General features: G+C 37.8%; 12 protein-coding genes and 1 riboswitch. All 12 genes read left to right on the top strand.

Annotated elements, in window-relative coordinates; genetic code table 11:
• The first annotated feature begins 192 nt into the window (after positions 1–192).
• The 12 genes from Q0W95_RS00355 (at position 193) to Q0W95_RS00300 (ending at position 13172) form a co-directional block, all read left to right on the top strand.
• On the top strand, positions 193–834 hold the full coding sequence (locus tag Q0W95_RS00355) for an HAD family phosphatase (RefSeq protein WP_297788363.1): 642 nt from the start codon (positions 193–195) through the stop codon (positions 832–834).
• A gap of 86 nt (positions 835–920) precedes the next feature.
• Positions 921–1760 carry a MurR/RpiR family transcriptional regulator gene (locus Q0W95_RS00350; RefSeq protein ID WP_297788361.1) on the top strand — a complete coding sequence of 280 codons (840 nt, stop codon included), beginning with the start codon at positions 921–923 and terminating at the stop codon, positions 1758–1760.
• Between the two features lie 9 nt (positions 1761–1769).
• Positions 1770–3809 (top strand): penicillin binding protein PBP4B, encoded by a 2040-nt coding sequence (pbp4b, locus tag Q0W95_RS00345; RefSeq protein WP_297788359.1) that lies wholly within the window; start codon positions 1770–1772, stop codon positions 3807–3809.
• Complete coding sequence (locus Q0W95_RS00340; protein WP_297788356.1) at positions 3809–4798, top strand: MupG family TIM beta-alpha barrel fold protein; 990 nt, start codon at positions 3809–3811, stop codon at positions 4796–4798. Before pbp4b ends, Q0W95_RS00340 begins: the two co-directional genes overlap by 1 nt.
• Positions 4773–5654, top strand: coding sequence for an N-acetylmuramic acid 6-phosphate etherase (gene murQ, locus Q0W95_RS00335; RefSeq protein ID WP_297788353.1), 882 nt, complete (start codon positions 4773–4775; stop codon positions 5652–5654). The genes Q0W95_RS00340 and murQ overlap by 26 nt, the downstream gene beginning before the upstream one ends.
• Entirely contained in the window at positions 5655–7094 is a 1440-nt protein-coding gene (locus Q0W95_RS00330) for a PTS transporter subunit EIIC (RefSeq protein ID WP_297788350.1), read from the top strand.
• A gap of 173 nt (positions 7095–7267) precedes the next feature.
• The gene (locus Q0W95_RS00325; protein WP_297788347.1) at positions 7268–8362 is read left to right on the top strand and encodes a SpoIIE family protein phosphatase; all 1095 of its coding nucleotides are present in this window, start codon (positions 7268–7270) and stop codon (positions 8360–8362) included.
• The gene (deoC, locus tag Q0W95_RS00320; protein WP_297788344.1) at positions 8359–8997 is read left to right on the top strand and encodes a deoxyribose-phosphate aldolase; all 639 of its coding nucleotides are present in this window, start codon (positions 8359–8361) and stop codon (positions 8995–8997) included. The genes Q0W95_RS00325 and deoC overlap by 4 nt, the downstream gene beginning before the upstream one ends.
• 2 nt (positions 8998–8999) lie before the next feature.
• Complete coding sequence (locus Q0W95_RS00315; protein WP_297788339.1) at positions 9000–10442, top strand: alpha-amylase; 1443 nt, start codon at positions 9000–9002, stop codon at positions 10440–10442.
• A 3-nt stretch (positions 10443–10445) separates the two neighbouring features.
• Positions 10446–11033, top strand: coding sequence for a ribonuclease H family protein (locus tag Q0W95_RS00310; RefSeq protein WP_297788337.1), 588 nt, complete (start codon positions 10446–10448; stop codon positions 11031–11033).
• A gap of 16 nt (positions 11034–11049) precedes the next feature.
• A riboswitch (Fluoride riboswitch) is annotated at positions 11050–11118 on the top strand.
• 35 nt (positions 11119–11153) lie between these two features.
• Complete coding sequence (locus tag Q0W95_RS00305) at positions 11154–12341, top strand: cation:proton antiporter (protein ID WP_297788335.1); 1188 nt, start codon at positions 11154–11156, stop codon at positions 12339–12341.
• Between the two features lie 54 nt (positions 12342–12395).
• Positions 12396–13172 carry a retropepsin-like aspartic protease gene (locus Q0W95_RS00300; protein ID WP_297788332.1) on the top strand — a complete coding sequence of 259 codons (777 nt, stop codon included), beginning with the start codon at positions 12396–12398 and terminating at the stop codon, positions 13170–13172.
• The last annotated feature ends 177 nt before the right edge of the window (positions 13173–13349 follow it).

The following is a 13349-nucleotide window of genomic DNA, read 5'->3' as shown; positions in this document are numbered from 1 at the left end:
CGAGCTCGAAGCTCTTGTCAAAAGATCAGAAGAAACAAGAAAAGAAAGCGGAGTCCTAATAAAACAAATAGAAGAATTCTTAGAAATAGACTCTGATTTATAAAAAACCTATCACTCCTAAAAGCCGAGCCTAAAGCTTGGCTTTTGTTATGCAAATTTTTAAAAAGGGTAAGAAAGTAAAAAGGAGAGACTATGAAATATAAATTAGTGATATTCGATATGGATGGTCTCATGTTTGATACTGAGATTATTTACTATAGGTCTTGGTTTGACCTAGCTCATAAATATAATTTTGAATTTAATGATAAGCTCAGAAAAGAGTTGACTGGACAAAATGAACAAACAATCAGAGAAAAATTAGCAAAAATTTTGGGCTCTTTAGCTAAAGCTGATAAGCTGAGAAATGAATTGAATGCTCACAGGTTAAATATCCTAAGAAACAACCCTAAATCTATCAAAAAGGAAGGGCTAGGAGAACTTTTGGACTTTCTAAAAGCCAATAAGGTAAAAATAGCCCTCGCCTCATCCAATGATAGAGAAAAAATTGACCTTTTATTGGCAAAGGAAAAAATAAGACCTTACTTTGATTTTATAATAAGTGGTGATGAGGTCGAAAAAAGTAAACCAAATCCAGAAATATTTCTAAAGGCTAGGGAAAAATTCTCTTGCAAAAAAGAAGAAAGCCTTATCCTAGAAGATTCCTATAATGGATATCTTGCTGCAAAAGAGTCTGGCATGGACTATCTTATAATAAGAGATAAGAGCTTCCCTCTAAGCTTTGAGCCTGATAAAAAAAGGGATAATCTAAGAGAAGTTATCGATCACCTGAAATAATTATTTAAAAAATATAGAAAAAGTTTGAAATTAATATTTAAAATGATATAATTGAACATAAGAAAAGCTTTTCAAATGAGGATACTATGACCTATCTAATAAGAATCAAAGAAAGATATAGCGAATTTACCCAAGCTGACAAGAAAATAGCAGACTATGTTTTGAATAATCCAAATAAGATTATAAAAACGAAGTCTCAACAACTAGCTTCTCTAACATCAACTAGCCAATCAGCCATAATAAGGTTTGTCCAAAAACTTGGCTACAAGGGCTACACAGACCTAAAGGTTGATATAGCTAAAAGCCTAGAAAATGAGGAAGTAATCAAATCGGAAGTAATAGCCGATAATGATAGTGTAAGTGATATAGTAAATAAAAGTAAGGTAAACGTCCTTGCTTCTATAGAAAAAACTTACGCCCTAATAGATGAAAACACCCTAGCTAGTGCAATAAAATCCTTGCTAGAGGCTAAAACAGTTTACCTAGCAGGAGTGGGTTCATCTGGACTTGTGTGTGAAGATTTAATCTACAAACTATTGAGGGCAGGAAAGAGGGCCTTTTATGAAAGAGATCCCCATACCAACCTAACCTTGCTTACAAATATCGAAAAAGGCGACCTTCTAATCTGTATTTCCTACTCGGGTTTGACTAAGGAAATCCTAGTGGCAGCAGACTATGCAAGTAAGACTGGAGCAAAAGTTGTAACTATTACCAAAAAAGCTAAAGGTAAACTCTCAAACCTCTCAGACTACGTCATTCCCATCCCCGAAATAGAAAAAAAGATGAGATATGCAGCCATATCATCAAGATTTTCAAGTCAAATTATTACTGATATCTTATTCTATGGCTACATAGCAGAAAATATGGAACATGTGATAGGAAACCTAAAAGTTTCTAAAGAACTAACTGACAAATTGAGACAGTAGGAGATATAAATGAATAAAAAAATAGTTCTGTTAGCACTTGCTATGTTTATGCTACCATTTAATTCGCATGCACAAGAAGAAGTTCAACAAGCAACGACCATTGAACAAAAATATCCTGTAGATATGGATAATTATGATGATTCAGTTTTAACAAATACTTCTCACAAGTTTTACTATGATGAAAATAACAAAAATCAGATTGATGTAAGTGATTATAGTAAGGCAGATGTATTTGTAAATGGAAAATTAGTCAAATCGAATGACGAAGCCAATGCTTTAGTTGAAAACGGCAAAAATTCAATAGATATATTGAATGTTAGGGATAAAGTTGATGTAAAAATTAAATCTGGAACAAAAGAAGAAGCTTTTAATAAAACTTCTAATAAGCTAGATAAGAAAACGACAGATTTGATAGAAACCTTGGTGAATGAAGAAGTTAAGGAAAACTTCGCAGGTGGTCAAATATCTGTCATAAGAGATAATGAAGATGTATATGATTATAGTTTTGGATATGTAAATAATTACAACAAAGACGGAAGTCCTATTCCAAAGGAAAATAGGGTAAAGGTTGATGAAAATACCATTTTTGATTTGGCAAGCAATACCAAAATGTATGCAACTAACTATAGTTTACAAAAATTGGTATATGAAGGAAAAATAAATATTGATGAAAAAGTTTCAAAATATTTCCCGGAATTTATGGATGGTGAAAATGATTCCATAAAAGGGAAAGATACAATGACCATAAGGGATATTTTGAGGCATCAAGCAGGTTTTCCAGCTGACCCTCAATACCATAATAATAATTATGATAAAGATGATGGAATTCCAAATGGAAAAAATGATTTATTCTCACAAAATAGAGAAAAGACTTTGGAGATGGTTCTAAGAACTCCTTTGGCTTATACACCAGGAAGCAAATCATTGTACTCAGATGTCGACTATATGCTCTTGGGCTTTATAGTTGAAAAAGTTACTGGTCAAAGATTGGATGAATATTTTAATGAAAATTTTGCTAAACCATTAAATTTAAGGCATACTTTATTCAACCCTCTAAAACATGGATTTAAAAAGGATCAAGCAGCAGCAACTGAATTAAATGGAAACTCTAGGGATGGAGTTGTAAATTTCGATAATATTAGAAAAGATACAATTCAAGGCGAAGTACATGATGAAAAAGCCTACTATTCTATGCAAGGGGTTAGTGGTCATGCTGGTTTGTTCTCTAATGCAAGGGAATTAGCTAAACTTGCAAACATAATGATCAATGAGGGCAGATATGGAAATCTTAGATTTTGGGATAAAAAAACCCAAGATGAATTTACCAAACCAAGTGATGTTAATCCTTCCTATGGACTAGGATGGAGAAGAATGGCAGATGGAAGGTATGCTTGGGCATTTTCTAACCTTGCAAGCTCAAATACAATAGGACACACTGGATGGACAGGAACCCTAACTGTAATAGATCCAATTGAGAGATTGACCTTTGTCTTACTAACTAATAAGAAAAATGGACCAGTGTTGGATAAAGAAAAAAATCCTAATTATTTTTATCCAGATGCATCCAGAAGCGCTGGATATGGAGCAATAAGCACTCTTATCTACAAATCTTTACAAAATAATTCAGAAGAGCTTATAAAAGCCTTGGCGAATGAGCTCGAAAGTGGTCAAGAAAGGATGCTAAAGGAAAGAGAAGGATACCTAGATGTAGCTGAATTTAGCGACTATATTGCCATCAAAAATACAAATAAAATTATACAAGAGAAGTATAAGAACAAAGTTAGTGAAGAAGACATTAATATAGGAGAAAAAGCTAACTATAAAACTCCTGTTGAAGTACCTGTAACTACTAAAGCTAAGAAGTCAGATGGAAAAATGAGTAAGGATAATAGGTTTGAAAAAGGTCTTGCTAAATCAGATTCTAGTTTAAATAGTATAGGAACATCTGAGAATAAATCAAATCCTAAAACTGGAGTATATGGAATTTATGGGATACTTTCACTAGCAGCCACATCCTTATTTGCATTTAAAGGTCTTAGGAAAAATTAATGCTTGGATTTTCCTTATATTTTGACAAAGACTATGATTTAGACAAAGCCCTTGATAGGTTTGGTGGATTTGACCTTTTGTTTACCTCTATCCACTACCAAGGCGGAAAAGAAGTTTTGGCGAAGTTTTCTAGGCTCTATGACAAGGCTAAAGAACGTGGGCTTAGGGTGTGCGTTGACCTTAATAAGGAAGTTTTGGATGAAAATCCTGATCTTCTATCCAAGGACCTAATCATAAGGCTTGACTATGGATTTTCACCAGCTGATATGGCAAATCTATCGAAAAGGGCAAAGATTAGTATAAATGCCTCTACTATTGCTTGCGATTTGCTAGAGGAAATTATGGGATGCGGGGCAAATAAAGAAAATATCCTAGCTATCCACAACTTCTATCCCCTTGACTTTACAGGTTTAGCTGTCGATTTTTTTAAAAAGAGAAACGACTTGTTTAAATCTTTTGGAATAGAAGTAGCTGCCTTTGTGCCAGGAAATACCGACCTCAGGGGGCCTGTCTACAAGTCTTTGCCAAGCCTTGAAGGTCATAGGATGAAAAATCCCTATACCTGCTATTTAGACCTAGTAAGGACTTGCGGGCTTACCTCTGTAATAATTGCTGAGGGAATAGAAGACAGGGAGCTTTCTTATATCAAGACCTTCAAGGAAGATGGGAAAATTAGCCTAAGAGTCTCTATGGATGAGCCCTACAAGTCCATAAGTGGGATGAAGGTTAGGAGCGATTTAAGCGATTATATTATTAGGAATGAGAGATGTTACAAAAATATTCCGAGTGCTCTCCCAGCTTTCGTAAAAAAAGGAGATATCCTTATTTGCAATGAAAAATCTGGGAGATATAGCGGAGAGCTAGAACTTGCCAAAAAGGACTTGGGTCTTGTTTATGATAGAAATATCATAGGAAAAGTTGCTAAGGCCTATGTGGATGTTCTCGATTATATAGAAGGAGGTGATGAACTTGTATTCGACAGAAGATAGAAACCCAAAGTCTTTGGGACTTGACCTAAAAAGTGTAAGGCAAACTTTGAAAATCATTAACCAAGAAGATAGGAAAATCGCTTATGCTGTAAGTGAGGCTCTTGACCAAATTGAAGCTTTGGTTGATGAAGTAATTGAAACGTTCAAAAGAGGTGGTAGGCTTTTTTACCTAGGAGCAGGAACAAGTGGCAGGCTCGGAGTCCTCGATGCTTCAGAGACTGTGCCGACCTTTTCTGTAGATCCTAAGATGGTAACAGGCCTTATAGCAGGGGGAGATTATGCCCTTCGCCATCCTATTGAAAATGCTGAAGATAGTCTTGATGCTGCAAAAAAGGACTTGGTTAATGAAAATCTAAGAGCTGAGGACTTTGTACTTGCAATAGCAGCAAGTGGTAGAACCCCTTATTGCCTAGGGGCGGTTGAGTATGCTAGAGAGCTTGGGGCAAAAACAGGCTCTATATCTTGTAATAAAAATTCTGTCCTTTCCCAATATGTTGATTATCCAATAGAAATCGAAACAGGACCTGAAGTTTTGAGTGGCTCTACTAGGATGAAGGCAGGAACAGCTACCAAGATGGTACTTAATATGATTTCCACAACAGCTATGATAAAAATAGGCAAGGTCTATGATAATCTCATGGTCGACCTTAGACCGACCAACAAAAAGCTCGTTGATAGGGCAAGAAAAATCATTGGGGAAGTTACTGGAGTTAGCTATGAAAGAGCAACAGAAGTATTAAACGAAGCTAACAATGAAGTAAAGCCAGCCATAATAATGGCGGAGAAAAATGTTTCTTATACTAAAGCTAAAGAAATTTTAGAAGAAAATAAAGGATTTATAAGAGAGGGACTATAAATGACTAACGATGATTTAGCTAGATTATTAATAGAGGATTTCGGAGGAAGTGAAAACCTTACCGAAGTTATAAACTGTATGACCAGAGTTAGGGTCAGGGTTAAAAACCACGACCTTATCAAGTATGAAAGTATTAAATCAAGAGAAGGTGTTTTGGGACTTGTGGAAGGTGAGCAAGTTCAAGTTATTATGGGGCCGGGAAAAAGTGAGAAGATAGCCCACGCCATGGCAAAACTTTCCAATTCAACTTTCAGGGAAGAAAGCCAAGAGGAAAGTCTACAAAGAAGGACACAAGAAAATAAGGAAGCTGTTAAGGCTAAACAAAAACAAAGTGCCTTTAAGAGCTTTACATCAAACATCGCATCAATCTTTGTTCCTTTGATTCCAGCCTTTGTTGGAGCAGGTCTTATCGGTGGTATAGCATCAGTTCTACAAAACATGGTAACTGCTGGAAGCTTGAACCAAGAATCTGTTGGAGCCTTAATCCAAGTGCTCAATATTATGAAAAATGGTCTATATGCCTACCTAAATATATTTATAGGAATAAATGCGGCCAAAGTTTTTGGAGCAAACCAAGGCCTTGGTGGTGTTGTGGGTGGTATGGTCTATCTAACAGGAATGAACCCAGATATGCCAATCAATAATATCTTTTTAGGCACTCCTCTTGCTGCAGGTCAAGGTGGAGTAATCGGAGTTTTATTGTCAGTATGGATTCTATCCAAAGTTGAAGCCTTCTTCCACAAGGTGGTTCCTGATTCACTAGACATAATAGGAGTACCAACTATATCCCTAATTATCGTAGGCCTTCTTCATATGTTCATAATAATGCCAGTAGCAGGTCTTATTTCAAATGGTCTAATCGGCTTTATAAATGGAGTAATCAACATTGGTGGACCAATCTCTGGTTTCATTCTCGGAGCCTTGTTCCTCCCTATGGTTATGTTGGGACTTCATCAAATACTAACCCCAATTCATGTTGCTATGATTGAATCTCAAGGAGCAACCTTCCTACTTCCAATTCTTGCCATGGCAGGAGCAGGTCAAGTTGGAGCAGCCATCGCTATCCTTATTAAATGCAAAAATAACAAGCAAATTACAACCATAGCCAAGGGTGGTCTTCCAGTTGGTATCTTGGGAATTGGTGAGCCATTAATTTACGCCCTAACCCTACCAATGGGCAAGGCCTTCATCACAGCTTGTATCGGTGGAGGAGTAGGTGGTGCAGTAATAGGACTTATAGGCTCAATAGGAGCAACAGCTATTGGTCCTTCAGGAATTGCCCTCATACCACTAATTTATCAAAATAGGTGGATGGGCTATCTAATGGGATTAATCGCAGCCTACCTTGGGGGCTTCCTAGCAACCTACTTCTTTGGTATAGATGATAAGTACCTTGAAGGAGCAAGCCTAGATAACTCTAGCAAATTTGAATTTAAGTAGGAAGAGCTTAGAAGTCAAAACTAAGATGAAATTTAAAAATACAGTTACTTAGCTAATGAAAAGTCTGAGAGAAATCTCAGACTTTTTTTGATCCGTCCTTGCTGGTTGACATCCTTATTGATTAATCGATATTAAAAGATATAGTTATTGTAACAAGATTAAGGTAGGAAGAAATGAAAGAAAAGAGCGATTTCACACAAGATAAAAACTTTTTCATACTAAATGCTATGGATGATTGGGTTAGGATAGTTGACATTGATGGCAAGACCATCTTTATTAACGATGCCTTCAAAGAGGCAAGCCAAAAATCAGAAGAGCTTACAAGCTATATAAAAGAAAATTCCTCCTTCCTAATATCTGCCAGAAATGAAGCTATAAGGCATACCACGATGATTGAAGAAAAGCTTATTGACGATAGGTATTTTTCCATAAAAACCTCTCCTATGTATAATGGAGGAGAATTTTTGGGACTTGTCGAAGTCTACAGGGACATCACCAGAGAAAGTCTAATGAAGATTGAGCTTTTTAACACTAATAGGTCCATGCTTGATGATGTGCGTTTTGTAAAAAAAATTCAGACCAACATCCTTCCCAAAAGCAAGACCTATGGCAAAATAAGCCTTAAAAGCAAGTATATAGCAAGTGATGACCTATCTGGAGATTTTTTCGATATTATTAAAATCGACCCTAGCCGTTATGCCATCTACATAGCAGATATCATGGGTCATGGGGTCAAGGCCTCTATAATGACAATGTTTATCAAGGTAACCATGGAGGCAATCCTTGACAAGCATCCAACCTACTCACCTTCTCAGATTTTTTTCAAGCTTAGGGATAGGTTCCAAGCCTTGGGTATGGAAACATCCCAATATTTCACTGCTTGGCTTGGGATTTTTGATTTTGACAAAAATATCCTAACCTTTTCCAATGCTGGCCACAACTGCCCACCTCTTTTCTACTCCAAAGACAAGGATAGGGTGGATTATCTTTTGGTAAGTGGGAGGATGATATCAAACATCATTGAGCCTGACAACTATGAGGAAAAGATGGTCGACTTATCCTATGGAGATAAGATTTTACTCTTTTCTGATGGGGCAATAGAGGCTAAAAACGAAGCGAGGAAGGAATATGGTCTTGAAAGGCTGAGAGATAAGTTTGAAGCCTGCCATGACCTAGACCTAACCTATAAGGATGTCAAAAAGTTCACATGGGGCAAGCAAGAGGATGATATAAGTCTTGTCCAAGTAGAGTATAAGGAGATATTATGAACAAATTAAATTCTTACATTGATCACACCAACCTAAAAGCAGACGCAAGACTTTGCGATATCAAAAAATTGGTGGATGAAGCAAGCGAGCACAATTTCTATAGTGTTTGTGTTAACTCAACCTATGTCAAGGATATCAAAGCTTACAATAAGGATGTAAGGATAGCTGCTGTTGTAGGTTTTCCTCTAGGAGCTATGGCAACAAGAGCCAAGGCCTTTGAAGCCAAATGTGCAATAGAAGATGGGGCAAGTGAAATTGATATGGTTATAGAAATCGGCAGACTAAAAGACGAAGACTATGCCTACGTTCTTGAAGATATCAAGGCAGTCAAAGAAGCTATTGGAGATAATATCCTAAAGGTCATCATAGAAACTTGTCTGTTAACAGATGAAGAAAAAGTGAAGGCCTGCGAGCTTTCTGAAAAGGCTGGGGCAGACTTTGTGAAGACTTCTACAGGATTTTCGACAGGAGGAGCGAGTGTAGCTGATGTTGCCCTAATGAAAGAAACTGTTGGAAATAGGCTAAAGGTAAAGGCAAGCGGTGGCATCCACACAAGAGATGAGGCTATCGCCCTAATTGAAGCTGGAGCAGATAGAATTGGTGCAAGCAAGTCTATAGATATTTGCAAGGAGTAAGTATGGCAAATGAAGTGATGATGCAGTCCTTTGAGTGGGACACAGATGGATCAGGCAATTTCTACAAGAACCTAGAAAAAGACGCAAAAACCCTAAAGGAAAATGGTATAGACGGTCTTTGGCTACCACCTATGACCAAGGGAGGATCTGATATGGACGTAGGCTATGGAGTCTACGACCTTTGGGACTTGGGAGAATTTGACCAAAAGGGAAGTGTGAGAACCAAGTACGGAACCAAGGAAGAATTAATCTCTGCAATCAAAGCCTTAAAGGAAGCAGGCATCAAGTCCTATGCAGATGTTGTCCTAAACCATAAGGGCAATGCTGACTTTACAGAAGAATTTAAGGCGATAATGGTAGACCAAAACAATAGAGAAAAAGATGTTTCCGAGCCTATGGACATAGAAGCTTGGACAGGCTTTAACTTTGAAGGAAGAAATAAAAAATATTCCTCCATGGATTGGCACTACTACCACTTCACAGGCGTAGACTATGATGTAAAAACAGATACTTCGGCAATCTTTAGAATCCTTGGTGATGGAAAATATTGGGATGAGGATGTTTCGGGAGAAAAGGGCAACTTCGACTACCTCATGAACTGCGATATCGACCACGACCACCCAGAAGTAAGAGAAGAAATATTCAAATGGGCTGATTGGTTCATAGAAGAAACTGGAGTAGACGGTTTTAGGTATGATGCCCTAAAACATATCTCGTCAACCTTTATCCGAGACCTATCCGATCATATCATAAATGAAAAAGGTGCAGAAAACTTCTATCTTTTTGGAGAGTTTTGGCAATATAACAAGGATGAGATTGCAAATTACCTAAATACGACCTCCTACAACATCGACCTATTTGATGTTCCCCTCCATTTTCATATGCAAGAGGCCAGTAAGTCCATGGGTAACTACGATATGAGAAAGATTTTTGATAATACAATTGTGGCAGACTTTCCTGCCCAAGCAGTTACCTTTGTCGATAACCATGATAGCCAACCAGGTCAATCCCTAGATTCGTGGGTTGAAGAATGGTTTAAGGAAATCGCCTATGCCTTGATTTTATTTAGAAAAGACGGCTATCCTTGTATCTTTGCAGGAGATTATTATGGGCTAAAGGGTGAAGTTAAGACTGAACCAATGTATGACTTACTCAATAAGATGATGAAGGTTAGGAAAAATTATGCCTATGGCCAAGAGGATAATTACTTTGACGATCCAGCAGTGATAGGTTGGGTCAGAAGGGGAGATGACAAGCACAATCCCCTAGCCGTCCTTGTCTCCATCAAAGATATGGCGGAAAAGCAAATGTTTGTGGGCGAAGCTGAGGCAGGAAAGACTTATGTCGACCTTTCAGGCAAGAATGAAGATGTAGTCATTGATGAGAAGGGAAACGGAGTCTTTACTGTAGGACCTGGTTCTGTAACCTATTGGACAGCCAAGTAAGTTATGAAATATTACGCAGTAAAAAGAGGAAGAAATCCTGGAATATACACATCTTGGGATGCCTGCCTCAAAGAAGTTAAGGGATTTTCCAATGCCAGTTACAAGTCCTTCAAGACCAAGGCTGAGGCCATAGCATTTATGGAAGATAGCCTAAGGGAAGTTGAAGTTGATGATGCTACAATAATCGCCTATGTTGATGGTTCTTACAACCTAGATGAGAAAATCTATGGTTCTGGGGTTGTCTATATTAGCAAAAATGGCGAAGAAGAGCTTTACAAAACCTACACGGATGACTTCTACCAGCACAGGAATGTGGCAGGTGAGGTCAAGGCGAGCGAGCTTGCCATAAAAAAAGCCCTAAGGGATAAGGCTCAAAAAATCATAATTTATCATGACTACCAAGGGATTTCTTCTTGGGCAAATGATGAATGGAAGGCTAATAATGAACTTACTAAAGCCTACAAGGCCTTTATCAAAGAAGCTAGGAAAATCTTGGAAATAGGCTTTGTTAAGGTCAAGGGCCATTCTAACGATAAGTACAATGATTGGGCAGATAGGCTCGCCAAAAAAGCTGCCAAGGTTGAATCGTAGAAAAAAGCCTGTATAATTATAACAAGGAAATGAAGTTCTTCCTAAATTATTTAAACCGCTATAAGCTGATGACTTCTGCAAAATGCAGGGGTCGTTGGCTTTTTTTGTTAAGGAGGGTTTATGTTAACTAATGTCGGAATAATCCTACTAGGAGGTCTTATCGGAGCGAAAATTTTCGATAAAATCAAACTTGCACCAATTATAGGCATGCTCCTAGTAGGAATCTTAATAAGTCCCAATCTCACAGGTCTTGTAAGAGGAAATCTCACAAGTCTATCCAAAGATTTAAGGCAAATTGCCTTAGTTGTAATCCTAACTAGGGCGGGCCTTTCCCTATCTTTTGAAAACCTAAGAAAGGTGGGGCCTTCTGCCATCCTTATGACCTTTCTTCCAGCAAGTTTTGAAATTCTAGGCGTGATTTTTCTGGGAACGAGAATTTTTGGCCTTGACTGGAAAGATGCAGCCATTCTTGGAGCAGTTCTTGGGGCAGTGTCTCCAGCCATAGTTGTGCCTAGGATGCTAAGGCTAATTGAAGAAGGCTATGGTAAGGACAAAAACATCCCAGAAATAATACTTGCAGGCTCATCCATTGACGATGTGTATACAATCGTAATGTTTACAGTCTTTGTAAATCTCAAGCTTTCGGGAGAAGTTTCCCTCGGAAGTTTTGTAAATATCCCCATATCCATAACGACAGGTCTTGGGTTTGGATTAATCATGGGCTATCTTCTCGATATTTTCTACTCGAAAATAAAATTGGCCAAGGTCTACCAAGCCATTGTCCTTATGGGTCTCTCCCTATTGACCCTAGGTCTTGAAAGCTACCTCAAGGGCCACCTAGCCTTTTCAGGCCTTGTGAGCATTATTGCCATGGCAATGACTATCAAAAAACTGAACCCACAAGCCACCTCAAATCTCCTAGAAATTTATGCAGGTCTTTGGCAAGTCTTTGAGATTTTCCTCTTTGTTCTTGTCGGAATCACTGTCGATCTGTCAATCATAGGCAAGGAATTTTTCCCAGCCCTTATCCTAATTACTGGAGGTTTACTTGTGAGGATGTTTGGCGTTGCAACTGCTTTAATCCCATCAAAGCTCAAGGTCAAAGAAAAAATCTTTGCAGGAATCGCCTACCTACCCAAGGCAACAGTCCAAGCAGCCATTGGCCCTGTCGCTCTTGCTATGGGAATAGATTCAGGTGGGCTTATCCTAGCCATCTCTGTGATATCCATAATCTACACGGCTCCCTTGGGAGCAATCCTTACAGACAAGACCTACAAGAGCCTCCTAAAAAAGGATTATCCTAGATAATTTATTCTAAAAATTCCTTTTGTGATATAATATTAAGAAAGTAAAGGAGAGCATATGGATTTTTCACCAATACCAATTTCAGACCAAAAATATTTGAATTATATATTTATAGGAATCTTAGTTGGCAATAAGCCAGTAACAGCCATGTTTGACACAAGGGGTAACACTCTGATCCCCCAAAGTCTAGCCGATGAATTGGACCTAACCTATATCGACCAAGAGCCAATTGATAGCGAAAAGGGTTTTAGGAGGGCGAAACTTTCAAGTATGGCCCTTGGAGATTTGAAGCTTGAAGGTGTTCCAGTGGTAGTTTGTAAGGACCAAGTTGTAAAACTTGCCAATGATACCTTCGGCAACCCCTTCCCTGCTCAAGTAATCCTCGGTTGGAATATAATTAGCCAATTTGTCTTTAGGGGAGATTTGAGAAAGAACCAATTTGAAGTCCAAATATCTGACTTCAAAGAAAATAAGAGAAAGGGCAAGGAAAATACCCCTGTCTTTAAGCTAATCTTTAATAAAAAGACTTACAAGGCAGCCATAGACACATCCCGTCCCCTAACCATAATTTCAGAAAACCTTGCAAAAGACCTAAAACCAGCAGATGATGAGGTCGACAAAACCATATCCATGCTAGGAATTGACCATGACGAAGTCATCTATGAAAGCAAGTTTGCCTTCACAATTGATGATAATATCGTAAACATCCCAACAACCCAAGTAGAAAAGGACCTAAACGATAAAGAAATCCAAATAGTCTTTGGAGCAGACCTCCTAAGAAATACAACTTGGGCCATGTATAATCCTCTTGGATATTTTAGGGCAAGAAATTAGACCTATATATAAGGAAGGAAATTAAATAATAAATTGAGAAGGAGTAATCCTTCTTTTTTTATTAAAATTTGATAAGCAAAATATTAAATAAAACGGTTGATTTTTTATGCCGATTATTATAAAATTAGTATGTAAAGAATTATAGTTATAAGTCCGCATAAATTTAGATTAGCTGAC

Source organism: uncultured Anaerococcus sp. (assembly GCF_947253225.1).
In the GTDB taxonomy this organism is placed as follows: Bacteria; Bacillota; Clostridia; order Tissierellales; family Peptoniphilaceae; genus Anaerococcus.
Note: the sequence above shows the minus strand (reverse complement) of the source record. Positions and strands in the feature narration are given on the sequence as shown.